Below are 24,176 nucleotides of genomic sequence, written 5' to 3'. Positions count from 1 at the left end.
GATGTGGGAAGGTCGATAAGGGCTTACACCGCAGTCGGTTGATTGGAAACCGGGATAAGGTGTACCTATGTTCTGGTAGCAGCTTCGCGCCCTGTTCATTTTCAGAAAATGCGGTAGATCGGCACATTCGTGCATCCAACCGGGGCAGACGCAGTAAAGGGTATCACGGCCATGTCGACAAAGCCCGTTACGAACATCTCCGACCGCGGTGGACTGGAGACCTCGCGCCCGCTCCTCGATGCGATGAGCAACGCGGTCTACACGACGGACCGCAACGGCATCATCACCTATTTCAATCCTGCGGCTACTGCCCTTTGGGGGCGCGAACCGGAAATCGGAGTCAGCCTCTGGTGTGGATCACTGGGGTTGAGGCGTCCGGACGGAACACCGGTCAATCCTGAAGACTGCCCCATGGCGGTCTGCCTGAAAACCGGTGAGCCGGTCGGCAAAACCGAAATGCTTGTCGAACGTCCAGATGGCGACCAGCGCCACGTTCTGGTCTCGCCGCAGCCGATCCGCGACGCTGATGGCCAGATGATTGGCGCCATCAACACACTCGATGACATCACCGAACTGCGTGAAAGCGAACGTCAGCGTGACACCAGCAATCAGCTGACCGAATCGATCCTGCGCAATTCGAAGGATTGCATCAAGCTGGTCGATCTGGACGGCACGCTTCGCTCCATCAATCCCTGCGGCTGCTCAAGCCTCGAAATGGCCTCGCCCGAGGATGCGGTTGGCAGGAACTATTTCGATTTCTGGCAGGGTGCCGATCGCGATTCGGCAATGGCGGCGGCCAAGGCTGCCGAACTGTCAGGCGCTGGCCGGTTCACCGCTGATTTTGTCAGCCCTTCGGGCAAGCGCACCACCTGGGACGAGATGCTGTCGCTGATCACCGACGCCAGGGGAACGTCGACCGGATATCTGGTGATCTCCCGCGACATCACCAATGAATTGCGCGAAGCGCGTAACAAGACCCGGCAACTGGCGCGTCAGGAGGCCTTGACCGAGATTGGAACGCTGGCCCTTGCCGAGGGATCGTTTCAGTCCTTCATGGACCGGACCATTGCGCTGGTGGCCCAGGTGCTGGAACTGCCTCTTGCAAAGATCCTGCCTTTCGCCGACCAGGCCGATCATCTCTGGCTGGCATCCGGTGTGGGTTGGCACGAGGGGCTCGTCGGCACCGCGAGCGTTGGCGTCGAGCTTGCCTCGCAGGCGGGCTACACGCTCTCGGTGCAGGGTCCGGTCGTGGTCCATGATCTGCCCACCGAAACCCGTTTTGACGGCCCGCCGCTTCTGCATGAGCATGGTGTTCGCAGCGGCATCAGTGTCACCATTCCGGGCACGGGCGCTCGCCCCTTCGGCGTCATCGGCGTGCATGACACCCGTATCCGTGACTTTGATGATGGCGAGGTCGCGTTCCTGGTCACGGTTGCCAATCTCATCGCCAGCTGCCACCGCCAGTATGAAGCCGGCAAGCGCCAGCGGCTCCTGGTGCGCGAGATCGCCCACCGCTCGGGCAACATGCTGCAGTTCGTCACCTCGATCTTCAACCAGACCGTTCGCAATGCCGACAGCCTCGCCGAGGCCAAGGTCAAGTTCGAGGCGCGGCTGGCCCAGATGTCGCGGTCGAACCTGCTGATTTCCAATGGCGGCTGGACCAAGGCCAGTGTTCGAGAGCTTGTCGCCCAGACAATCGAACCCTTTACCGACCGTACCGATATCGCCGGACGTGACGTCATCCTGTCTGCCGACATGTGTTTCGATCTCAGTCTGGTGCTGCATGAACTTGTGACCAATTCGAGCAAATATGGCGCCTTCGCAGGCGAGAAGGGACGGGTCAGCCTCAAATGGTCGGTCATCTCCGACGGCGACCGCAAGAGCTTCGTGCTCGAATGGAGCGACGGCATTCGCCAGACGGCCGCGACGACGCCCGGAACAGGTTTCGGAACCAGGCTGATCCGCCAGCTGGTCGAATCCAAATGGTCTGGCAAGGTGACGACGGAGCTTGAGCCGAATTTTCACTGTGTTCTGTCGCTGCCGCTTCCCCCGGCCTGAGATCGAGTAACCTGCGAAAGCACGGAAAACGGGCTGTACTCACGCTTTCGTGACAGGTCCCAAACCACGAGCCATGCTCCGAAACCCTGGAAAACCGGGCTTCATCCCGCCTGTGCGATCTCGCCGCATCGCGGAACTTCTGCCAGCCCTGCCCGTTGACCTGCCGAATCCCAAAAGGAGCAGGCATGTCAACAATCACCACCATCAATCCCGCGACAGAACAACCCATCGAGACCTATGAGCTGATGAGCGAGGCAGAAGCCACCCGCCGTCTTGAGGCTTCCCATGCGGCTTTTCTCGAGTGGCGCAAACTCTCGCATCAGGAGCGGGCACCTTATCTCACCAGGATCGCGCAGAAGCTGCGTGACAATGCAGATGAACTCGCCGAACTGATGACCCGCGAGACCGGCAAGTTGCTCAAGGATGGTCACACCGAGATCAAGATCTGTGCTGCCATTCTCGATTACACCGCCAAGAACGGGCCGGAGATGCTGGCCGACGAGGAGCGGACCCATGGCACCAAGGGTCAGCGTGGCGTCGTCAGCTATCAGCCGATCGGCGTGATCTACTCGATCCAGCCATGGAACTTTCCGCTTTACCAGCCGATCCGGGTGCTTGCCGCCAATCTGATGGCCGGCAATGGCTGCGTGCTCAAGCATGCCAGCATCTGCACCGGCTCGGGCCTGCGCCTGCGCGAACTGTGTATCGAGGCCGGTCTGCCCGAAGACCTGTTCCAGGTCGTGCTCATCGACCATGATACCAGCGACAAGCTGATAGAGCACCCGAAGGTCCGTGGCGTCACGATGACCGGCTCCGACGGCGCAGGCCGGCATATCGGCTCGGTTGCGGCCAGGGCACTGAAGAAGACCGTGCTCGAACTCGGCTCCAACGATGCCTATCTCGTGCTCGAGGATGCCGACATCGAAACCGCGGTGAAGTTCTCGGTCATGGGCCGGCTCTACAACAACGGCGAGACCTGCGTCTCGGCCAAGCGCTTCATCGTCACCGACAAGGTCTACGACGCCTTCGTCAAGGCGTTCGTCGCGCAAATGAAATCCGTCACCATGGGCGACCCCATGGATAAGGATACGGGTCTCGGCCCGCTGTCGAGCCAGGACCAGTTCGACACCGTGAAGAGCCAAGTCGACGAAAGCGTTGAAAAGGGCGCCAGCGTTCTCTGCGGCGGCGAAGTGCCGGACCGCACCGGCGCCTACTACCCGGCCACCGTGCTCGGCGACCTCAAGCCCGGCATGCCCGCCCATGACGACGAGATCTTCGGTCCGGTCGCCTCCATCATTCGCGCCCGCGACGATGAGCACGCCATGCAGCTTGCCAATGAAAGCCGCTATGGTCTCGGCGGCGGCATTTTCTCGCGCGACGAGGGCCGGGCGCTGAAGCTCGCCCGGGATCATTTCGACACCGGCATGGTTCGCATCAATTCCTTCGGCGCAGCTGATCCCAACATGCCCTTCGGCGGCGTCAAGGATTCCGGCTACGGTCGCGAGCACGGCGGTTTCGGCATGAAGGAATTCGTCAACGCCAAGGCGATCTTCCTGCCATGATCACGCTGCACGCCCTTCAGTATTCGCGCGCCACCCGTGTGCTCTGGCTGCTGGCCGATCTTGGCCAGCCCTGCGAACGGGTGGATTACCGGCGCACCGAAGCGTTTCGCGCCCCCGAAGACCTGTCGCGGGTTCATCCGCTCGGCAAGTCGCCGGTGGTCGAGGATGATGGCGAGACCATCGCCGAATCCGCCACCATCCTGCGCTACCTCGTCGAGAAATACGGCGACACCACGCACCGGCCGCCCCACGGCACTCCCGCCTTCTGGCGGCACGAGGCGCTGCTTGATTACGTCGAGGGCTCCTTCGCCCCCGTCGTCCTGCGCGCCATCCTGCCGGCCTTCGACGGCAAGCCGGTGCCCGAGCAGGCGCAGGCGGAGCTCGACGACCATCTCGCCTATATCGCCGGCGAACGCGGCGAGGGGCCGCTGCTTTTCGGTGAGGCGCCGATGCTGGCAGACATCCAGTTTTCCTACCTGATCGCGATGCTTGACCGTTTCGGCCTTCTCGAAGGCCATCCGGCCGTGGCCGACTACTGGAAGCAGTTGCAGCGCCAGCCAGGCTACATCGCCGCCACCGAAGCCGCGGGGCCGATGGTCCCGCCTTCGGAATAAACCGCCGTATCCGACCCGGTCTCCCGGTCTCCCGGCTTCCCGTTCCGGGCCAGCCGGCCCCCGATTGCCATTCGAACTCAAAAGGACATTCATCATGCCCAAGACCATCCTCATCGCCGGCGCCACCGGCAAGACCGGCCGCCATCTGGTCCAGACCCTGCTCGATCAGGGTCAGAGCCCGATCGCGCTTGTCCGCGAAAGCTCCGACACCAGCACTCTGCCCGAGGGCGTTGCCTTGCGTCAGGGCGACCTTACCGATCTTCAGCCCGGCGTCTGCGAGGGCGTCGACGTGGTTGTCTTCGCCGCCGGATCGGGCGGCTCCACCGGCCCGGAAATGACCGAGAAGGTCGACCGCGACGGCGCCATCCGCCTGGTTAATCTGGCCGCAAGCGCCGGTGTCGAGCGCTTCGTCATGCTCAGTTCCATCGGTGCCGACCAGTCCGACCCCGAAGGCGATCTCGCCCATTATCTAAAGGCCAAGCATGCCGCCGACGAACACCTCAAGGGTTCGTCCGTAACCCATGCCATCCTGCGACCGGTGGCGCTCACCGATGGCGATGAAAGCGAAAACGTCGTCCTCGGCGAGAATGTCGACAAGACAGCCAAGGCCGCCCGCGCCGATGTTGCACGGCTTCTCTCCGAAGCTGCCATCACCGGCCGGTTTGACGGCAAGGCGCTCGACATGCAGTCGGCCTGAGCAATACTTTCGCGCAATGCGGCCGGCTCCAGCGAGCCGCATTGCGCGGAGCCCCTCGGCTGTCCCGGCAGTCTCCTGGCAAGACCGCGGGGGGCTGAAGTCTCTTCAGTCATAAGCACAGCGGAACCCCACATAGACCGCGTAGAATGAGGCGGGTTTCCACTGCATGCCCTCGGCCTGTGTGGCGCTTGGCCCGTACCACCAGCTGCCGCCCGCCGTCAGCGCGTCCTCGCCGCGCCGGTCGGCGAGCCATTCCCAGGCATTCCCGCCCATGTCGTAAAGCCCGTTGACGCCGCGCCTGGTGCTGCCAGCCGCCACATGCCCTGTCCGGTTGTTGTTCATTCCCTCTGGCGCGTCACCCACCGGGTAAACGTAGCTGCGCCCGGTCTCGAACCCGTCGGTCGGGCTCGGGCGCTGTTCGGTATAGGCCGCGCGGCTCCATTCCTCGCGCGTCGGCAACCGTCCGCCGGCATCTGCGCAGAAGGCGTCCGCCTCCTCCCAACTCACATGCACCGCGGGCTCGCTGTCGTCTGCAGCGCGCCCGAAGGGTGTGCGGAAGGTCCGGCCCGGCCGCCGCTCCCATCCAGCGCCCCATTCGAAACCTCCGCCCTCGCGCTCGGCCATGGTTTCAAGCCCTGCGCGTTGGGCAAAATCCTTGAAGGCGCCGACCGTGACCTCGGTCCGGTCGATCGCAAAACCGTCGAGCCGCGCCTGTTCCGCGTCCGAGTTCGCGGCACTAGCGCACCCCAGTGCAGTGGCCATCGCCGCCGCGCCACAAGCCATCCGATAAAGGCCAGTCTTCATAACGCGCATCCCCCTGCTGACAATCCTACCTTGCAAGCCTCACACGCGCCCTGCTGCCCGTCCGCGCGTGCGCCACACCGGGCCATATAGACCGCCGCCTGAGAATGACGAGAGCCCGCTGCAACGGGTTAAGCCGGACCGACCCGATCCCGCGCCTTCAGCCCGCCCGGTTGCGGTCAAACTGCCTGGCCCGGATACCTTGCCCAGATACCTTGCCCAGATATCCGGGCCAGATGAAGAGCCAGGCTGCCCGGCGAGCGGCCGTTGGCGCCCGGCAAGTCGAAATCCGCCCATTCCTTGAGCCAAATCAACACGGCTGCAGAGCGGTCGTGCTAGTTTTTCGAGATTGAGGAGGACCTGACCATGTACAAGAACATCCTTGTTGCCACCGCACTCGACCACGCCCATGACATCGCCGCGGCCTTCGATATCGCCCGCGCGCTTGCCTCGGATGACGCTTCCATGACCGCGCTGCACGTGCTTGAGGAAATCCCGGCCTACGCGGCGCAATATGTCCCCGCAGAGCAGACGGGAGCCCGCTATTCGGAAGCCGAAACCCGGCTGAAAGCCGAGCTTGGCGGCGTGACCGGCGTCAAGCCCGTCGTCATCAGCGGCCACCCGGGTTCCACGATCGTCGACTATGCTGCAGCCCACAACATCGACTGCATCATAATTGCTTCCCACCGCCCCGGCCTCCAGGACTATTTCCTTGGCTCCACCGCCGGTCGTGTCGTCCGCCACGCACCCTGCGCCGTGCACGTGATCAGGTGAGCGGGAGGAGCAGTTTTGTGCTCGCATGTCGGTCGTTCATCGCTTTGGGTCGATGTTGCACAAGCCGCCGACCGGCTCTTTTCGCAAAAGTCTTGATACGTGACTGATTGACGTTCGCTTTGCGGACCATGGATGATCGCCAGACAGAAGCCTTTTCCAGATCTTGAGGCAGCAAGACCGGAATGAGCACAGCCGGATCCAGTCAAGCGGATTGGCTGAGTCTGGCGGTATGATCTGTATTTGGCTGCTGCTGGTCTGCGATCAACTGCCTTGCGTCCTCCCCGCTCATCGGCCGGCCAAACAGGTATCCCTGAATCAGGTCGGGCTGTAGTTCCTCGAGAACGGCCATTTCGTGGTCGGTCTCGACGCCCTCCAGCACACACCGCAGGTTAAGCTTGGAGCACAATCCATTGATGGCCGCCACAATTTCACGCGAAGTGATGCTGTGAGGAACCTTGCGGATGAAACTCCTGTCAATCTTGACCTTGTCTAGCGGCAGCTGATCGAGATACTCGAAACTTGAGTAGCCAGAACCAAAATCATCAAGTGCGATTTTGCAGCCGCTGCTCCTCAGCCGGCTGAGAACGGCGCTGGAGGTTGCCAGATCAGACATGACCGCTGTTTCGGTTATTTCGAACTCCAGACGGGCCGGCGAGAGCTCCGCCTTCATGATCTCTCCGAGGAGAGACAGGACGAAGGTCTGATCCGAGATGTCGCGCGCCGAAAGGTTGAAAGACAGGCCGATGTCGTCGGGCCATCTCTTCAGCTCCGCCAGTCCCTTTCGGAACAGAATTCCAGTTATCTTCTGAATGAAACCGGAGCGTTCGGCCACACGAATGAACTGGTCAGGGCGGACAAGCCCGAGCTTTGGATTTTCCCAGCGGGCAAGTGCTTCAAAGCTCAGGACACGCTTCTGGCTCGGTGAGTATTGCGGTTGAAAAACGAGAAACAGTTCTTCTTCAAGGTTGCCTTCACGCAATTCCCGCTCGATCGCGATTGCGTTTTTCATTTCCTCACTGTCGGCCGCTTCAAAAAGGATACACTGTCCGCGGAAATGAGTTTTGGCCTTGTACAGCGCGAAATCGGCCTGTTCATAAAGTTGCGTGCTGTGGGTTCCCATGTCCGGAAAATGCGATAAACCCGCCGAAGCCCCTACCGTGAGTTCCTGGTTGTCGATCACGTAGGGGGAAGTGATTGATTCTATCCCGTTGCTGACGAGTTTCTTGACCTGCTGTTCGGTGAGGTTTCCGGGAAGAATGGCAGCGAATTCGTCACCGCCGATCCGGCCGATCATTACCCCTTCCGAGACCTGTTCCATCACCCGGTCTACGGCTGCACAGAGCAGGCGGTCGCCCATCGAATGGCCATACACATCGTTGATCGCCTTGAACCCGTCGAGGTCGAATATTCCAAGCCAGAACGGCTTGCCACGCTCAATCAAAGCGTCGATCTTCTCGAAGATAGCCCGCCTGTTGGGAATCCCCGTTAGTGTGTCGGAGTCTGCAAGGGATTGTGCCTTGGCCGTCATTTCATCGGCAAGTAATCGTGCGTCGATCTGACGAATGATCGCATGCCTGAGTAGCCCGGTCATGCTGATTGAGGCAAAGGCAGTTGCAACGATAATGGATAGATATTCGGCATAAAGGTCGCTTGGTAGCGATGTGGAAAACCAGTAAAGCGTTGCCAAAGACAGTGGAACGCTGATCATGACTGTGCGCGCAGTTGCACCCGTTATCGCAAAGATGAATGCCAATAAAACGAAATAGATGTAGCGAGTCTGTACGTCGTAGACGAGAAGGTAACTCAAAAGGTTGAGGTACATGAAAAGATGCATTGCCAGGCTATGAACTTCGAGCCTGGCCAGAGACATCGTCCGATTGCTCGTCAAATGCTTGTGAAACATATAGAAGCTGAGAGCCGTCGTCATGCTGATGAAAGAGAACATGATCAGCAGAATTCCGGTCTGCGTTTGCCAGTGTTCCCATGTGACGAACAGGTAGTATGCGCAGGCTGGTATCAGAATGGGCCGCAGAACAAGCGAGTATGAGTCCACCATTGCCTGCTGTCTTACCGGATCCTCCAGTTTCGTCAGATAATTGGCAATGGTATCGAGTCTCATGAAAATATTTCTCGGATCTCCGTCTGCTTCGCTCGACAATTCCTTCGATGTCAACGCAAACACATATTCGGTTTCTTGCGATTTGGATTCCGTGAGGCGAGGCTCGGCCTTGTTTTACGTGGAAACATCATCGTCTCTGTATATTAGTGCGCCTTAAATTTGGGTTACGGTAATTCTTCGATTTGAATGAGGTGTGACGATTGATTTCACCCGTGCAGACTCTATGCAGGACAGAACCCGTCGTATCTGACTGAACATCTGTTCGCGGACTCATCCCAAGCGTTCAACCCAGAAAATCCCTCCGTCTTTTTCCCCACCCTCTCTCGCCATGCGATCATCACTCCACCTTCCGTCGGAACGGATGATCGCGGACCACGGAGCTGCGGTTGGCGGGAGGCGGTGAGGTCTGGCGGGCGCGGCCGTATCGCGCGCCAGGCGCTTGCGGGAAAATCATCCCGGCCAGCACCGGTGCCCGTCAGCCTCAAGCGGAGCTGACATCAGGGTGATCATGCGAAGGCCGGAACCGGAAGGCCCGGCTCTGCCGGCCCCGGCGGCGTTTCAGGTGTGTGTGCGTGCCCGGCGGGCTGGCCGGGCGCCATAGGCTCCGCCCGCTTTGAGACGCCGGCCTGACAAGTCCCATAGGTGATGCCGCAGGGCTTGCCGTGCGCGCATGCGGGGAGAGGGCGGGTTCGGCTCACGCGCCGAACAGGACGAAACCGCCCGGGGCTCAAGATGATCCGCTGCAGGAGGAGAAGCCCGCCCGTGCCCGGAAGGCGCGGGAGATCCGTCACCGGCGGGGCGCGGGAGACTGTGCCAAGCCCTTTCTTCACCACCACCACGGGCCGGTTGCCCGTGCCCCGCACACCGGTTTTGACGCCGGAGCCTGGAACTGCCCCATCCCGCCGGCGAGATTTTCGCGCGCGGTTTTTTGCCGTGGCTGGAAACCGGTCCGGATTTGGGGGGCAGGTGCCGAGCCGCGCTGCCGGCGGCTGGGTCGGGGCTGGCTTCAGGGCAAGTTCAACGAAGGCGGGGGCCGGTTGCGATTCCGGACAGGCGGGAGATCAACACGTCCGGGTAGTTTCGGGGGGCGTTTTACCGGAGGTAACCTAACGTCCATCCACTTCAGGGGTTGCCTCCGGGCCGCCATTCAGGTCGGCGATCAGCGCTTCCATCTCGGCGATTTCCAGCCGTTGCGTGTCGATGATATCGTCTGCCAGCTCGCGCACCCGCGGGTCTTCGAGATTGGCTCGCGAACTGGTCAGGATGGCGATCGAGTGATGCGGGATCATCGCCTTCATCCAGGCCTCGTCGCCCACCGTGTCCTGGCTTCTCACCAGGTAGAGCGAGACCGCAAACACCAGCGCCGCGGCCACGAAGATCGCCGCATTGAGCCGGGTGTTCCTGTACATACCGAGCATGAAGCTCAGCATCACCGCGGCCATGGCAGCACCCATGTAGAGCGCCATCCACATCCGCGTCTGGCTGAACCAGGCATGGTCGGCCGCAAAGGTGTTGAGATACATCAGTCCGAACATCACCAGCGTCGATGTGGCGATCATGGCTGCGAAGCGGATGTAGGACGTGGACATGCTTTCTACCCCCGTGGTCTGCGACAGGTGTCTGTCGGACAACGCAGGGGCGGGCGGATTGTTCCGGCCTTGCTGGCGCGGGCTGTGGACGCCCCGGGGGAAACCTCCGGAACCCGCCTCAGGCGGCCTTGGCCACGTGGTATTCCTTGATCGCCACCATGTCGATCATCTTCCAGCGCTCGGCCTCGTAGTTGAGCGAGAACTGGTCGGAGGCCAGGAACACCGGGTCGCCGTCGAGATCGCGGGCAATGTCGCCGCGGTGGCTGGTGACGAAGCGTTCGAGGTCGGCCTTGTCGTCCGCCGAGATCCAGCGGCAGATCGAGAACCGCGCCATCTCGAAACTCACCGGAAGCCCGTATTCGGCGTGCAGCCGCTCCTTCAGCACGTCGAGCTGCAGCGCGCCGACCACGCCGACGATCGCCGGCGAACCGTCCTCGGGCGAGAACAGCTGCACCACGCCTTCCTCGGCCATCTGCTGCAGCGCTTCCTTGAGCTTTTTCGCCTTCATCGCATCCTCGAGCCTGACCCGGCGGAGAATTTCCGGCGCGAAATTCGGCACGCCCTGGAACACCAGCGCCTCGCCCTCGGTCAGCGTGTCGCCGATCCGAAGCGTGCCGTGGTTGGGAATGCCGACCACGTCGCCGGCATAGGCGGTGTCGGCGATCTGGCGCTGTGAGGCAAAGAAGAATTGCGGCGCCGACAGGCTCATCGGCTTGCCGGTGCGCGCCAGCCGCGCTTTCATGCCGCGTTCCAGCTTGCCCGAGCAGACTCGCACGAAGGCGATCCGGTCGCGGTGGTTTGGGTCCATGTTGGCCTGGATCTTGAACACGAAGGCGGTCATCTTCGGGTCGGTGGCCTCCACCGTCCGCGTGTCCGCCACCTGAGCCCGCGGCTGCGGCGCGAATGCGCCGAGCGCGTCGATCAGGTCGCGCACCCCGAAATTCCGCAGCGCAGAGCCGAAATAGACCGGCGTCAGGTGACCTTCGCGAAACGCGTCGAGGTCGAACGGCTTGCACGCCTCCGCCGCAAGCGAGGTCTCCTCGATGAAGGTCTCGCGCTCGTTCTCCGGCAACAGCCCCGCCACCTTGTCCGATTCCGGCCCGTTCACCGGCGTCAGCGCGGTTTCCTTGTCCGACAGCCGGATCGCCGACTTGGCGAGATGATAGGTGCCCGAAAAGCTCTTGCCCTGTCCGATCGGCCAGGTCATCGGCGCGCAGTCGAGCGCCAGCTTCTGCTCCACCTCGTCGAGAATCTCGAACGGATTGCGCGCCTCTCGGTCCATCTTGTTGACGAAGGTAATGATCGGAATGTCTCTGAGCCGGCAGACCTCGAACAGCTTCAAAGTTCGTGGCTCGATGCCCTTGGCCGCGTCGATCACCATCACGGCTGCGTCCACCGCCGTCAGCGTCCGGTAGGTGTCGTCGGCAAAGTCCTCATGGCCCGGCGTGTCGAGCAGGTTGAAGACATGATTGTCATACTCGAACGTCATCACCGAGGTGACCACCGAGATGCCGCGCTCACGCTCGATCTTCATCCAGTCCGAGCGGGTCTGGATCCGGTCCTTCTTGGCCTTGACCTCGCCTGCCAGCTGGATCGCGCCGCCGAACAGCAGAAGCTTTTCGGTCAGCGTGGTCTTGCCGGCGTCCGGGTGAGAGATGATGGCGAAGGTGCGGCGGCGGCCGACTTCCTCTGCGAGTGGTTCGGGCATTGGCGGCGGATTCCTGTTGATTGCGCTGCCTTCTACCGTCTTGCCGCCCGCCATGCAATTGACCTCGGCCCGCCAAGAGTAAAAGCTTGTCCCATGATTCAGCCTGCCCACCTGTCCCCGTCCGCCGCTGATGCTACACCGGTGCTGCTTGTGCGCCGCCTCCCGCATGGCGAGGGACTGGAACTGCCGGCCTATGAAACACCCGGCTCCGCCGGGATGGACCTGCGCGCCGCCGTCGCCGACGATGCTCCCCTGGAAATCGCGCCGGGGGCCCGTGCCGCCGTTCCCACCGGGCTGGCAATGGAAATCCCGCACGGCTTCGAGGGCCAGGTTCGTCCGCGCTCTGGCCTGGCGCTGAAGTCCGGCATCACCTGCCTGAACACGCCCGGCACCATCGACAGCGATTATCGCGGCGAGGTCATGGTGATCCTCGCAAATCTCGGCACCGATCCCTTCATCGTCACCCGCGGCATGCGCATAGCCCAGCTGGTGATCGCCCCGGTGGTCCAGGCGCGGATCGTCATGCAGGACAGTCTGAGCGAAACCTCCCGAGGCGACGGCGGTTTCGGCTCCACGGGAACGGCATGAGCGGCCTGCTCACCGTCATTGACATGCACACCGGCGGCGAGCCGCTGAGGATTGTCACCTCCGGCTATCCCGAGCTGCCCAGGGGCACGATCCTCGAAAAGCGCGCCTATGTCCGCGATCATCTCGACCATCTCAGAAAGATTCTGATGTTCGAGCCGCGCGGCCATGCGGACATGTATGGCGCGCTGCTGGTCGAACCGGATCTGCCCGGCGCCGACCTGGCGGTGCTGTTCATGCACAATGAGGGCTATTCCACCATGTGCGGCCACGCCATCATTGCGCTTGGTCGCTATGCGGTGGACCAGGGCCTGGTCGAGGCCGTGGGCGACCGCGCCACGGTCAACATCGAGTGTCCCTGTGGCATGGTGCGCGCCGAAGTGGTTATCCGCGATGGCAAGGCTGCCGATGTCAGCTTCGAGAGCGTGCCGTCGTTCCTGTTCGCCCGGGATCAGGAGCTCACGCTCGAAAACCGCGGCCTCGAAAACCACGGCAAGATCAGCTTCGACATCGCCTATGGCGGCGCCTTCTATGCTCTGGCCGACGCCCGCCAGTTCGGGCTCGAATTCGGCCGCGATCCGGTTTCGGCCTTTGTCGAGGCGGCCGACCAGTTGACCAGGGCCGTTCAGGCCACCACCCGGCTCAGCCATCCTGATGCCGAGGACCTGGCATTCCTCTATGGCTCGATCCTGACTGACGGGCGCGACGCCTTTTCCGATCAACCCACCCGAAATGTCTGCGTCTTTGCCGAAAGGCAGGTCGACCGGTCGCCCACCGGCTCCGGCGTTACCGCCCGGCTGGCGGCGATGCATGCCCGCGGCCAGATCGCGCCGGGTCAGGCACGGACATTTGAAAGCATCATCGGCAGCCGTTTTTCGGGATCGGTCGCTTCGGTAACGACTTGCGGGCCGCATTCGGCCATCACCGCGCTCGTCTCCGGACGCGCATTTTATGCGGGCAGGGCGGAGTTCACCGTCGAGCAGGATGATCCGCTGGCGGCGGGGTTCCTTGTCCGTTGAGTGGCTTTGCGGGCCTGCTGGTGCCCAGATAGATCGACCCGATGATGATCGCCAGCGCGATCAGCCGCTGTGTGGTCAAGGCCTCGCCAAGCAGCAGAAAACCCAGCCACGCCCCGCCAACGGGAACAGCGAAATTGACCTGCGACATCCGCGTCGCCCCCAGCCGTGGCACCAGGTGAAAGTAAATCAGGTTGGCGCAGGCCGTCGAAAACAGCCCGAGATAGAGCACTGCGCCCAGCGATGTGACGCCGAAGTCCATCTTACCAAGCTGAGCGCCCGAAAGCGCCAGTACGCATCCCATGATCAGGCTGGCAAAGAGCATTGATCCGGCCGCCATCTCCAGGGGCGGGCGTGTGACTGCCCGGCGGATATAGACCGTGGAGGCGGCATAGCAGGCGGTGGCTGCGAGGATCGCCAGTTGTCCGCCGAGCTGTGCACCCAGCCCCGCAAGCGCTGCCGGCCCGACAAGCACGGCGACTCCTGCGAGTCCGCCGATGATGCCTGCCGAGGTGCGTAACGTCAGCCGCTCCTGTGGCACAAGCCAGGCCGCAAGCAGCAGGGTGATCACCGGCGATGCGCCCATCAGGATCGAGGCGAGCGCGCTGTCGACCGATTGCTCGCCATGGGTGATCAGCAGAAACGGCGCAGCGCTGCCCAGCAGCCCGGTCACCCCATAGGAGAACCATACCGCCGGATCCCGTGAAAGAGCCAGCCCGCGCCAACGCATGACCGTGTAGATGATGACGCTTCCGACCAGCAATCGTCCGAAAACGAGGACCGCCGGTTCGAGCGTTGCAACGCCGATCTTGATCACAGCGTATGACGAGCTCCACATCGCGGCCAGAGCCAGCCAGAGCACGATGTCGATGAAAGATGCCTTGCCCATTCCAGCTGTTCCTGTAGCTTGCTACGTTATCAGTAGCAGTACACCGCTACGAATATAGTAGCAAGACGCGTGGCGCTTGGTGTGAGCTGCGCATCAAGGGGAGGCAGCGATGACCAGCGATGGCAAGCCGGTTGCCAGATTGGGAGAGCCGGTTCGCGGCTCACGGAGCGGACAGCCGATCATGGTGCTGTTTGATCTGCTGAGCCGGCGTTGGGCCATGGGCATTCTGTGGAACCTGGCCGAAGGCCCTCGAACCTTCCGCCACCTGCAGGCGCGCTGCGGCTCGGCGTCGCCCAGCGTCCTCAACACCCGTCTCAAGGAGTTGCGCAGTGTCGGCCTGATCGAGAACACCGGTGAGGGCTATGCACTGACGGCAACGGGCCGGGAACTGTTCACCCATCTGGAACCGCTGGGCGATTGGGCCATGCACTGGGTGCCTACGTTGCACCCGGACGCGGGCGGAGAATGAACCGTTCCTGGATGCTCGCGGCCAGGATCAGGCCGTCTGAGCCGAAAAGCGGAATACCATTCCGCGATGAGCTTCAGAACGAGAACAAATTTGCGCGTCGATCAGCACCTCGTCGATGGTGATGGCTGGCGCGAGGTCAGGGCCTGACCTACACTCGCGCCAACCAGAAGGAGCATTTTCATGTCCGCTTACTCGAGTGAAACGCCTGGCCGTGGCCGCGTTTACAATTCCATCATCGACACCATTGGCAACACGCCGATCGTGCGGCTCGGCAAGCTTGCGAACGCCGATGGCGTCAAGGCCGATCTTCTTGCCAAGCTCGAGTTCTTCAACCCGATCGCCTCGGTCAAGGACCGCATCGGCGTCGCCATGATCGAGAGCCTGGAAGCGCAAGGAAAGATCGAGGCAGGCAAGACCACGCTGGTCGAGCCGACCTCGGGCAACACCGGCATCGCGCTGGCCTTCGCGGCCGCTGCCAAGGGCTACAGGCTGATCCTGACCATGCCGGAAACCATGTCGGTCGAACGCCGGAAGATGCTCGCCCTGCTCGGCGCCGAACTGGTGCTGACCGAGGGGCCGAAAGGCATGAAAGGCGCCATCGCGCGGGCCGAGGAACTGCTGAACGAGATTCCGGATTCGGTGATGCCGCAGCAGTTCGAGAACCCTGCAAACCCGGAAATCCACCGTACCACCACCGCCGAGGAGATCTGGAACGATACCGGCGGCGCCATTGATATCCTGGTCTCCGGCATCGGCACCGGTGGCACCATCACCGGCGTCGGCCAGGTGCTGAAGGCGAAAAAGCCTGGTGTTCAGGTTGTCGCCGTCGAGCCGGCAGACTCACCGGTGCTCTCGGGCGGCACTCCCGGCCCGCACAAGATCCAGGGCATCGGCGCCGGCTTCGCGCCGGGCGTGCTCGATACCGGCATCTATGACGAGATCGCCAAGGTCACCAATGACGAGGCCTTCGACATGGCCCGCCGGGTGGCGAAACTCGAAGGCCTTCCGGTCGGAATTTCCTCAGGCGCAGCCCTCACCGCTGCCGTCCGCGTCGGCCAACGGCCGGAAAATGCCGGTAAGCAGATCGTTGTCATCATCCCCTCCTTCGCCGAGCGCTATCTGTCGACGGCGCTGTTCGACGGTCTTGGCGGCTAATCCCAGCCCCACTCTCGGCAATTCCGGCGTAATTGAAATGCGGTTTCGCGTCCGGAATTGCGTGCGAACAATTTGCTGGGCCTGTCCGGTGCTTCCCGATGCACCGGACAGGCCCAGCGCAGGATCAAAGCATACCTGGAGTATGGGTGCGGGAACATCATTTCACCCTGAGCCGGATCGCACCGGTCAGGGTGGTGTTCCCGGCCAACTGAGCTTTCACGCCGCCGCCGACACCCGTTCCGCCCCGATCCGGTAGGAGATCGCCTCGGCGAGGTGGATGCGGCCGACAGTCTCGGCGCCGTCGAGATCGGCGAGCGTCCGCGCCACCTTGAGAATGCGGTGATAGGCGCGGGCCGAAAACCGCATCTTCTCGGCCGCATCGCTGAGCAGTGCCTGTCCGGCCTGGTCAGGTTTCGCCACCTGTTCGACAAGCGAAGTCGAGCATTGGGAGTTGGTGCGAATGTCGGGGCGTCCGAGGCCTCGGAAGCGGTCCTGCTGCATGGCCCGCGCCCGCGCGACCCGGAGAGCCACATCGGCGCTTTTTTCTGCCGCTTCTGGCCTGATCAGGTCCTGCGCGGTAACAGCAGGCACATCGATGCGGATATCGATCCGGTCCATCAGCGGGCCTGATATGCGGCCCTGGTAATCGGTCTGGCAGCGCGGTCCGCGCGAGCAGCTGTGTCCCGGTTCCCCGGCCATGCCGCAGCGGCAGGGGTTCATCGCCGCGATCAGCTGGATATTGGCCGGGTAACTGACCCGGTGATTGGCCCGTGCAATCACGCTTTCACCGTTCTCCAGCGGCTGCCTGAGCGAATCGAGCACCTGCGGCGTGAACTCCGGGAACTCGTCGAGAAACAGGATGCCGTTGTGCGCCAGCGACACCTCGCCTGGCCGGGCCCGCAAACCGCCGCCGACCATCGCTGCCATCGAGGCCGAGTGATGCGGCGCCCGGAACGGGCGCCGGTCCGACAGTTTGCCGCCCGCCAGCTGCCCGGCAATGGAGTGGATCATCGAGACTTCCAGCAGTTCCGCCGCCGACAGTGGCGGCAGGATCGAGGGCAGCCGCGCCGCCAGCATCGACTTGCCGGACCCGGGAGGCCCGACCATGATCAGGTTGTGACCGCCGGCTGCAGCCACCTCGAGCGCTCGCTTGGCGGTTTCCTGGCCCTTGATGTCCGACAGGTCCGGAAGGTTGGCGGGTGCTGCCCGCATGGCCGGTACCGGGCGGCCCAGCACCTGGGTGCCGCGGAAATGATTGGCAATGGCGATCAGCGAGCGCGGCGCCAGGATGTCGATCTCCTCGCCGGCCCAGGCCGCTTCCGGCCCGCTTGCTGCCGGGCAGATCAGTCCCTTGCCCAGCGCGTTCGCCCCCATGGCGGCCGGCAGTGCACCGGCGACGCTGGCGATGGTGCCGTCAAGCGAGAGTTCGCCCAGCACCACGTAACCGTCCAGCGCATCGCCGGGAATAGCCCCGAGGGCGGCCATCAGCCCAAGCGCGATCGGCAGGTCGAAATGGCTGCCCTCCTTGGGCAGGTCCGCCGGCGCCAGGTTGACGGTCACCTTCTTGGCAGGCAGCGAAAGCCCGGAGGCATGCAGGGCCGCCTGCACCCGCTCGCGGCTCTCGGCCACCGCCTTGTCCGGCAGCCCGACGATGTGCATGTTCACCTTGCCTGGCGCGATCATCACCTGAACATCGACCGGCACCGCTTCGATACCCTGAAATGAAACCGTGCTGACCCGCGCAACCATGTGTGCCTGCCCCTTCATGTTGCCTGTCCACCTGCGCCGGGCATGATCGAATACCCGTTATACGCGATCCAGCTTGCATTGAAACACGGTATGCGGAATATAACAAGAACAATATGGCAACAAATACACCATAAAGGAGAAATGGGTTGTGCCGGGTTGCAGGGCCGGAACGCCCGATTGCCAGAACTTGATCAGAATCCACCGATTCCATCGGTCTGCGGCCTGGGCGATGCAATCGAGCATCGCTCCTGGCAGATTTCCTGCACCGGTTGCTGCTCTGGAACCTGGTTATGCCGGTCCAGGAAGCGCAGTCTCAACCTGAGCAATACGCAGCCTGAAAAATTCAATGAGAAAACCTGCGATCTGCACATGATTGTTGCCCGCGTGGGGTACAAAATCAGCGGAAACTGAATTACGTGGTGAGCTTCGTTCCGGGCTGGCCCCGGAAATTTGGGCAGTCGACCGGAAAGCATCTCGCGGTCATTCCGGCACGGAGCAGTAGAATGGCCTTTCTCAAGGATGGCGAAAACCTGTTCGTCATCGACCTGACCTACATCACCGCGCTCGAAACCATCGACCCGCTGGTCGCCCCGCACACGGCCTTCATCGAGCGCAATTATGCCGCAGGCCTGTTCCTGGCCTCGGGCGCCAAGGTGCCCCGCACCGGCGGTGTCATCATCGCCCGCGGCCGGTCTGTCGCCGATATCGAGGACCTGATCACCGCCGACCCGTTTCACATGGCCGGTGTCGCCCGCTACAAGATCACCGAATTCATTCCCGGCAATGTCGCCGCGGCGCTGAAGTAGCCGGGCCGCTGACCGGCGTCGATGTGCGCGGTCGAAATCTGCCGGCCGAACCGGGTCCATCTCTTTTGCAGTCCCGCAAGCCGGACCGTGACAGGTTTCATGTCGCGGATCTGGCGTCGCCCTGTTGCGCGTCTTCCATCTCGGCAAAGTCGGAAATCCGGCTGTCGCGCTCGGCTGGCAGGAACTGCCGGCCTTCGCTGCGCTCCAGTTCGAGCTCGCTGGCGGCCTTGAGCATTGCCTCGCGCAGTTCGCATTCCATGGTCCAGGCGGTCAGCGGCTCTTCCGCGGTGGCGTAGAACCCGACCAGCATCCCGGTGGCATCGTGGTCAACGACCAGCACGCGCGCACCGTCCTTGTCGATGACCTTGTCATTGTCCCGGACAAAGCTTTCGAAGCGCTCGCGCAGGCTGTCGATATCGGCGCTGTGGTGCAGCCGGAGCCGGACAACCTTGGTCATGGTCGGGTCGCGCTTGGTCCAGTTTTCGAATGGTTCCGAGACAAAGTAGGTCACCGGAACGATCAGCCGCCGGCTGTCCCAGGTTTTCAAGAGAACATAGGTGAAGTTGATCTTCTCGACGTAGCACCAGCGGTTCTCGAAGAACAGCGAATCGCCGATCGCCGCCGTCTTGGAGATGGCGATCTGCAAGCTGGCCATGATGTTGCTGAGTGCCGAGCGGGCAGCGAAAGCCAGGATCAGGGTCACGACCCCGGCCGAGCCGATCAGGGCGACGCCGGTCGTGGCAAACAGGTTGATCTGGGTCAGCAGCACACCGGCGGCCAGCATGATGGCCAGCACGATCCCGATCCGGCGAAACGCCGAAAGATTGGTCTGGAACGCCCGCATCTCGCGGTTCTCGGGTTTCTCGAGTTCGGAGATGTCCTTGGTCAGGGTGCGTTCAAGAATCATGTCGATGGTCTGCACAAAGACCGTCAGCGCGCCGCCAAACAGGATCATCAGCAGCAGTGGGGCGAAAAATGTATCGATAGTGGCTGAGAACACGAAAAGGCGCCCCTGCATCGCGTAGCCGGTTACCGCACCGGTCAGCACCCCGAATGACAAGGCGAGCCGGCCCAGCAAGCGTCCCCAGAAACCCGGCCGCAGCTGGCTGCCGGCATTTCGCAGCATCCTGTAGACAAGCCACCCCGCCAGCCCCGCGGACATCAGCAGCAGCGGCAGGGAAAGCAGCTGCCAGGCCGCGAGACCCGGAACTATCTGTGTGTGCGCCCAGTTCGGCATCGACCGCTCCAGCCAGCTCTCGCCATAGGCCTTGTGCAGCGCCGGAATGGTCTCGACCGAGCGTGCCGCAAACACCCAGACCGGTTGGCCGTCTGCCGGTTTGACACGCTCCAGACGGAGAGGCACCGGGCGGTCGTCGAGCTCGATCAGCGCGAGCCGCAGCGACCGGCGGGGGCTGCCGGCCAGGAGGTCCTTCGGGCTGGCGGTAATGTCGAGACCATCGGGACGGTCGGGGAGGCCTTCCCAATTGATCCAGACCTTGCGTTCGAGGATCTTCTCGAGCTGGCGTGCCAGTTGTGGTCCGGCGCTGGGCTGGTCCGCTGCCTCGATCGAGCTCAGGTCGAGCAGATGTGCGGCTCTGGCGTACTCCCCGGCCTTGGCAAGATCCAGAAAGCTCTCGAGCGCGGCTTGCGGGGTGTCGCGGTTTATCCGTGGTTCTCCGGCGAGGCCGGGGTTCAGAGCCTCGACTTCGAAGTAGACATCGCCCGGTGCGGATTGCTGGGCGGCCGCACTGCCGGCAAGCCCGGCAAGCCAGCCAAGAGCAAGGGCAGTCATCAGTGTCATCAACCGCGGCATCGTCTCCCCCTGTGCGTTGCACTCAGGGTTTGAACGCCTGTGGCCGTGGTTGGTTCAATGGCCGCCGCAGGAAGCGTGGATCAGGAGTGCGCGCGTTTGGATTCCACCGCATCCCAGAACAGGGCCGCCACATCCGGTCCGCCGAAATTCCTGATTTCGCGGATGCCGGTCGGCGAAGTGACGTTGATCTCGGTCATCTTGTCACCGATGATGTCGATGCCGACCAGGATGAAGCCGCGCGCCTTCAGCGACGGCCCGATGCGGGCGCAGATCTCCTTTTCGCGGCTCGTCAGTTCGCTGTGCTCGGCGCGGCCGCCGACATGCATGTTGGAGCGGGAATCGTGCTCGGCCGGCACCCGGTTGATCGCCCCCGCCGGCTCGCCGTCGATCAGGATGATACGCTTGTCGCCGGCCCTGACATCGGACAGATACTCCTGCGCGATGAACGGCTCGCGGTACATCTGCGCAAACATTTCAAGAAGCGAGGACATGTTGCGGTCGTCCGGCTTGACGTGGAACACGCCGGCGCCGCCATTGCCGTAGAGCGGCTTGAGGATCATGTCGCCGACTTCCGCGCGGAAGGCGTTGATCGTCGCCGGATCCCGGGAAATCAGCGTCTTCGGCATCAGGTCGGGGAACTCGGTGACGAAGATCTTCTCGGGCGAATTGCGCACCCAGGCCGGATCATTGACCACCAGCGTCTTCGGATGCACCCGCTCCAGAAGATGCGTAGAGGTGATGTAGGACATGTCGAACGGCGGATCCTGGCGAAGCAGCACCACGTCCATGCTCGAAAGATCAATCTTCTCCTGCGGCCCGAGCTCGAAATGGTCGCCCTCGACATCGCGCAGGATCATCGGCTCGGCGATCGCCTGGACGACGCCGTCGCGCATCGACAGCTGGTCCGGCGTGTAGTGAAACAGCTTGTAGCCGCGCGCCTGCGCCTCCAGCGACATGGCGAAGGTGGAATCGCCGCCGATCTTGATAGAGCTCACATGGTCCATCTGGACCGCGACATTCTTGATCTTGCTCATGGGTAGGGTGTTCTCCGCCAAGTCTCAGGCTCTCACATAGGCGCTGAGGGGGGAGGATTGCAACGGGGAGGGACGTATTGGGAGAGAGTGGCAGCTGTCCTTTCCGCAATTTTTTTGCCACCAGCAGAAAAGCGCAGGGAACCTTTTGCGGATCGGCACGTTGAGTTCCGCCGGAAAATTGCAGGTGTGATGATGACGACCGCGGGAACCCGCCTGCGGCCGTCAATTCGGCTGCCGCCGCACGTTGCGTCGGGTGGGCTGTGCAAAGGATCCCCAATGGTCACAAAAGCGATTGCCGCTTCGGCGCGGGCCGCAATAATCTTTATCGGTGCAACTCTGCTGATCTATTCCGCCATCATCGGTGCCTTTATCTATCAGGGGGTAAACGAACAGCAGGATCGCGCGGAAGCCACCGCATCGGCGGCTGCCAAGGCGGTCAGGGTCAATACGGCATGGATTGTCGAGGTCGCAGCACAGGCGCTCAGGCGAATGGATTCGGCTCTGGGCCGGGACGTCCAGCCCAACCAGACCACCACCCTGACCGGCCTCCGGGATGCTCTCGAAGGGCTTCCCGCCACCGCCAAGGCCTACATTGTCGCCGCCGGGGGACAGACCCTTTACACCACGGATCCGAACTTTGTGGACATCGACATTCGCGACCGGGAGTATTTTGCACAGCCCGCGGCAGGAAAGCATTTCTTCACCTCGTCGCTTCTCATGAGTCGGCTCGACGGCAGCGAGATCTTCACCTTCAGCCGGCGCCTGGAGCGCCAGGGCGTGTTCATTGGCGTCGCCATCATTTCCTTTGACGGAGTTCTGCTCGAGAGCCTGCTGGAGTCCCTCGATCTGGGGCCCGGATCAACCATAAGCATTCTGCGTTCCGACGGCATGCTGGTTGCCCGTTACCCGCCGGCCGAAGGCCCCGTCGACCTTAGCCGGCACACGCTGTTCACGCATATGCTCCCCAGCTCGGACGTTGGTGTCTACACCGCCAGGTCCCCGGTTGACGGAGTGCAACGTGTGGTCAGTTACCAGTCGGTTCCGGGCACCGATCTCATCGCGCTGGCGTCAGTCTCAACCGCTGAAACGATGTGGCGGTTCTGGCGCCGGGTCTGGATATTCCTGATTGTCGTCATCCCGACGACTCTCGCCCTGGCACTCTGTGCGATATGGATCATAAGGCTCCTGCAGAAGGACGGACGCCGCAATGAGGAGCTGGAAAATGCGCTAGCGACCAACACAATGCTGTTTCGCGAGATCCATCACCGGGTGAAGAACAACATGCAGTCCATGCAGTCACTGGTCCGGATGCAGAATCTTCCCGAAGCCATCAAGACGGACATTCAATTGCGCTTTGCAGCCATGTCGGCGGTGCATGAGCACATGTACAACCGGGATGCCTATGCTGCGCTGGATGCGCCGGCCTTTATCTCCTCGATCACCGAAAAGCTCTTCCAGGCCTACGGCACCTCCGCGCAGCTGGCCCTCGACATCGATCCGCTGCTGATCAGCCACGAGCGCGCCACACCACTGGCGCTGCTGATCAATGAGGTCGTCACCAACGCGCTCAAATATGCCGATCTGGAAAGAGCCGGAGCAACGGTATCCATCAGCCTCAAGGGAATGTCGGAAGATCTGGCGAGGCTGGTGATCACCGACAACGGTCCCGGGTTTGACCCGGCCACCATCAGCATGGGGATGGGAACGAAGATCATCAGGGGAATGGTGATGCAGCTTGGTGGGTCCCACATCTACACATTTGACAACGGAACAGTGTTCTCCGCAGAGATCCATATCGGTTTCAGGCCCGCCGCCTGACCGCTCACCGCCCTCCGAGCACCCGGGCCAACCGGTCTATGGCGCGGCGGACCTCGGGCAGATGGCGATCGTCCTGGTGGGTGACGATCCAGCGTTCATGCGCCAGTTCCGCGATGGTGCTGCCTGCCCGATCAAGCCCAGTCTGCCGGTCGCCGATGAAGGTGGGCAGCAGGGCAATGCCCTTGCCGGCAAGCGCGAGGTCGAGGCTGTTGCGCGGCGCGGTGACCTCGCAGACCGCATCGGTGCCGGTCATCCTGTCGAGCCAGCGCGCCGAGGGTGTGTCGGCCATAACCTTGATCCAGCGATCTGGCGCACCTGCTCTGGCATAAGGTGCGAATTCCACGCGCGACAGGCTCTGCCCGGCAAGGCCCGGATCCGTCGGGCGCGCATTGCGGATGCCGATGGCGATCTGGCGGCGGGTTATGTTCAGCGAAGTTTCGGCGGAAACAAAGCGAAGCCGGAGATCGGCCGGGGTTCCGGTGATCCTGTCAAGATTGTCGAGCAGGAGCAGCGTGGTCCAGGAGCCGGCGGAAATCTTCACCAGCCGCCTCTCGCCGCTGCCGGGTCTGACCGCAAGCCTGGTGATGCGAGCCTCGATCTCGGTCAGTTCCACAAGCAGGTCACGGCCTTCGCCGGTCAGTTCGTAACCGCGCTCGTGCCGGACAAACAGCTCGCGCCCCATCGAGCGCTCGAGTGAGAGCATCCGCCGCCCCAGCGTCGCGGCGCTGCGGCCCGTCACCCGCGCCGCAGCCGACAGCCCGCCCTCCCGTGCAACCGAGAGAAAAAGATGAAGGTCCTCCCACCTGGCAGTCGTTTCATTCATGAAATGAACCTTTCAATTCGTTTCATTTCGAAAGTGCCAGCCAGCCACTACTCTGGGCTCTCGTCAAGACTGGCCCGTTAAGAAACCCTTCAAGGGC

21 protein-coding genes are annotated in these 24,176 nt (G+C 62.5%); 12 read left to right on the top strand and 9 right to left on the bottom strand.

Features of this window, described 5'->3' with window-relative positions; all coding sequences use genetic code 11:
- Positions 1 to 171: 171 nt before the first annotated feature.
- The 4 genes from SPHINGO391_RS21270 (at position 172) to SPHINGO391_RS21255 (ending at position 4,931) form a co-directional block, all read left to right on the top strand.
- Positions 172 to 2,058: a PAS domain-containing protein gene (locus SPHINGO391_RS21270; RefSeq protein WP_152010714.1), complete on the top strand. Its 1,887-nt coding sequence runs from the start codon at positions 172 to 174 to the stop codon at positions 2,056 to 2,058.
- Positions 2,059 to 2,243: 185 nt separating this feature from the next.
- Positions 2,244 to 3,620, top strand: coding sequence for an NAD-dependent succinate-semialdehyde dehydrogenase (locus SPHINGO391_RS21265; RefSeq protein ID WP_152010713.1), 1,377 nt, complete (start codon positions 2,244 to 2,246; stop codon positions 3,618 to 3,620).
- Positions 3,617 to 4,234 (top strand): glutathione S-transferase family protein, encoded by a 618-nt coding sequence (locus tag SPHINGO391_RS21260; RefSeq protein ID WP_152010712.1) that lies wholly within the window; start codon positions 3,617 to 3,619, stop codon positions 4,232 to 4,234. The genes SPHINGO391_RS21265 and SPHINGO391_RS21260 overlap by 4 nt, the downstream gene beginning before the upstream one ends.
- Positions 4,235 to 4,328: 94 nt before the next feature.
- Positions 4,329 to 4,931 (top strand): SDR family oxidoreductase, encoded by a 603-nt coding sequence (locus tag SPHINGO391_RS21255; protein WP_152010711.1) that lies wholly within the window; start codon positions 4,329 to 4,331, stop codon positions 4,929 to 4,931.
- Between the two features lie 105 nt (positions 4,932 to 5,036).
- Here SPHINGO391_RS21255 and SPHINGO391_RS21250 read toward each other — a convergent pair whose 3' ends face one another.
- Complete coding sequence (locus SPHINGO391_RS21250; RefSeq protein ID WP_244615304.1) at positions 5,037 to 5,735, bottom strand: formylglycine-generating enzyme family protein; 699 nt, start codon at positions 5,733 to 5,735, stop codon at positions 5,037 to 5,039.
- Between the two features lie 363 nt (positions 5,736 to 6,098).
- Here SPHINGO391_RS21250 and SPHINGO391_RS21245 point away from each other — a divergent pair, with 363 nt between their 5' ends.
- Positions 6,099 to 6,506, top strand: a complete 408-nt coding sequence (locus SPHINGO391_RS21245) for a universal stress protein (RefSeq protein ID WP_152010710.1) — start codon at positions 6,099 to 6,101, stop codon at positions 6,504 to 6,506.
- Between the two features lie 202 nt (positions 6,507 to 6,708).
- Here SPHINGO391_RS21245 and SPHINGO391_RS21240 read toward each other — a convergent pair whose 3' ends face one another.
- The 3 genes from SPHINGO391_RS21240 to SPHINGO391_RS21230 all read right to left on the bottom strand — a co-directional run bounded on the left by SPHINGO391_RS21240 (position 6,709) and on the right by SPHINGO391_RS21230 (position 11,922).
- Positions 6,709 to 8,625 carry an EAL domain-containing protein gene (locus SPHINGO391_RS21240; protein ID WP_152010709.1) on the bottom strand — a complete coding sequence of 639 codons (1,917 nt, stop codon included), beginning with the start codon at positions 8,623 to 8,625 and terminating at the stop codon, positions 6,709 to 6,711.
- A 1,106-nt stretch (positions 8,626 to 9,731) separates the two neighbouring features.
- Positions 9,732 to 10,214 (bottom strand): DUF305 domain-containing protein, encoded by a 483-nt coding sequence (locus SPHINGO391_RS21235; protein WP_210385807.1) that lies wholly within the window; start codon positions 10,212 to 10,214, stop codon positions 9,732 to 9,734.
- 118 nt (positions 10,215 to 10,332) lie between these two features.
- Entirely contained in the window at positions 10,333 to 11,922 is a 1,590-nt protein-coding gene (locus tag SPHINGO391_RS21230; protein WP_152010708.1) for a peptide chain release factor 3, read from the bottom strand.
- 93 nt (positions 11,923 to 12,015) lie between these two features.
- Here SPHINGO391_RS21230 and dut point away from each other — a divergent pair, with 93 nt between their 5' ends.
- Both dut and SPHINGO391_RS21220 read left to right on the top strand, forming a co-directional pair.
- Positions 12,016 to 12,510 (top strand): dUTP diphosphatase, encoded by a 495-nt coding sequence (gene dut / locus SPHINGO391_RS21225; RefSeq protein WP_152010707.1) that lies wholly within the window; start codon positions 12,016 to 12,018, stop codon positions 12,508 to 12,510.
- The gene (locus SPHINGO391_RS21220; RefSeq protein ID WP_152010706.1) at positions 12,507 to 13,526 is read left to right on the top strand and encodes a proline racemase family protein; all 1,020 of its coding nucleotides are present in this window, start codon (positions 12,507 to 12,509) and stop codon (positions 13,524 to 13,526) included. The genes dut and SPHINGO391_RS21220 overlap by 4 nt, the downstream gene beginning before the upstream one ends.
- On the opposite strand, the gene SPHINGO391_RS21215 is transcribed toward SPHINGO391_RS21220, so the two are convergent.
- The gene (locus SPHINGO391_RS21215; protein WP_152010705.1) at positions 13,477 to 14,412 is read right to left on the bottom strand and encodes a DMT family transporter; all 936 of its coding nucleotides are present in this window, start codon (positions 14,410 to 14,412) and stop codon (positions 13,477 to 13,479) included. The genes SPHINGO391_RS21220 and SPHINGO391_RS21215 overlap by 50 nt on opposite strands.
- 109 nt (positions 14,413 to 14,521) lie before the next feature.
- On the opposite strand from SPHINGO391_RS21215, the gene SPHINGO391_RS21210 reads away from it, so the two are divergent.
- Together SPHINGO391_RS21210 and cysK are read left to right on the top strand one after the other, a co-directional pair.
- On the top strand, positions 14,522 to 14,881 hold the full coding sequence (locus SPHINGO391_RS21210; RefSeq protein WP_152010704.1) for a helix-turn-helix domain-containing protein: 360 nt from the start codon (positions 14,522 to 14,524) through the stop codon (positions 14,879 to 14,881).
- Positions 14,882 to 15,061: 180 nt separating this feature from the next.
- Positions 15,062 to 16,036 carry a cysteine synthase A gene (gene cysK, locus SPHINGO391_RS21205; protein ID WP_152010703.1) on the top strand — a complete coding sequence of 325 codons (975 nt, stop codon included), beginning with the start codon at positions 15,062 to 15,064 and terminating at the stop codon, positions 16,034 to 16,036.
- Positions 16,037 to 16,252: 216 nt separating this feature from the next.
- Here cysK and SPHINGO391_RS21200 read toward each other — a convergent pair whose 3' ends face one another.
- The gene (locus tag SPHINGO391_RS21200) at positions 16,253 to 17,785 is read right to left on the bottom strand and encodes a YifB family Mg chelatase-like AAA ATPase (RefSeq protein WP_152011675.1); all 1,533 of its coding nucleotides are present in this window, start codon (positions 17,783 to 17,785) and stop codon (positions 16,253 to 16,255) included.
- Positions 17,786 to 17,827: 42 nt separating this feature from the next.
- Between SPHINGO391_RS21200 and SPHINGO391_RS21195 the strand changes: the two genes are divergently transcribed.
- The gene (locus SPHINGO391_RS21195; protein WP_152010702.1) at positions 17,828 to 18,196 is read left to right on the top strand and encodes a hypothetical protein; all 369 of its coding nucleotides are present in this window, start codon (positions 17,828 to 17,830) and stop codon (positions 18,194 to 18,196) included.
- Between the two features lie 92 nt (positions 18,197 to 18,288).
- A complete protein-coding gene (locus tag SPHINGO391_RS21190; RefSeq protein ID WP_152010701.1) occupies positions 18,289 to 18,591 on the top strand; it encodes a YciI family protein in 303 nt (100 codons plus the stop codon).
- 97 nt (positions 18,592 to 18,688) lie between these two features.
- On the opposite strand, the gene SPHINGO391_RS21185 is transcribed toward SPHINGO391_RS21190, so the two are convergent.
- Positions 18,689 to 20,392 carry a mechanosensitive ion channel family protein gene (locus SPHINGO391_RS21185; RefSeq protein WP_193217369.1) on the bottom strand — a complete coding sequence of 568 codons (1,704 nt, stop codon included), beginning with the start codon at positions 20,390 to 20,392 and terminating at the stop codon, positions 18,689 to 18,691.
- A 92-nt stretch (positions 20,393 to 20,484) separates the two neighbouring features.
- Positions 20,485 to 21,438, bottom strand: a complete 954-nt coding sequence (gene gshB, locus SPHINGO391_RS21180) for a glutathione synthase (RefSeq protein ID WP_152010699.1) — start codon at positions 21,436 to 21,438, stop codon at positions 20,485 to 20,487.
- Between the two features lie 276 nt (positions 21,439 to 21,714).
- Here gshB and SPHINGO391_RS21175 point away from each other — a divergent pair, with 276 nt between their 5' ends.
- Positions 21,715 to 23,256 carry a cache domain-containing protein gene (locus SPHINGO391_RS21175; RefSeq protein ID WP_193217368.1) on the top strand — a complete coding sequence of 514 codons (1,542 nt, stop codon included), beginning with the start codon at positions 21,715 to 21,717 and terminating at the stop codon, positions 23,254 to 23,256.
- A gap of 4 nt (positions 23,257 to 23,260) precedes the next feature.
- Here SPHINGO391_RS21175 and SPHINGO391_RS21170 read toward each other — a convergent pair whose 3' ends face one another.
- Entirely contained in the window at positions 23,261 to 24,079 is an 819-nt protein-coding gene (locus SPHINGO391_RS21170) for a LysR family transcriptional regulator (protein WP_152010697.1), read from the bottom strand.
- Positions 24,080 to 24,176 lie beyond the last annotated feature (97 nt).

It is taken from the genome of Hoeflea sp. EC-HK425, assembly GCF_902498795.1.
Taxonomy (GTDB): domain Bacteria; phylum Pseudomonadota; class Alphaproteobacteria; order Rhizobiales; family Rhizobiaceae; genus Hoeflea; species Hoeflea alexandrii.
The sequence above is the reverse complement of the archived record's forward strand: the minus strand, read 5'-3'. Positions and strand labels throughout refer to the sequence as shown.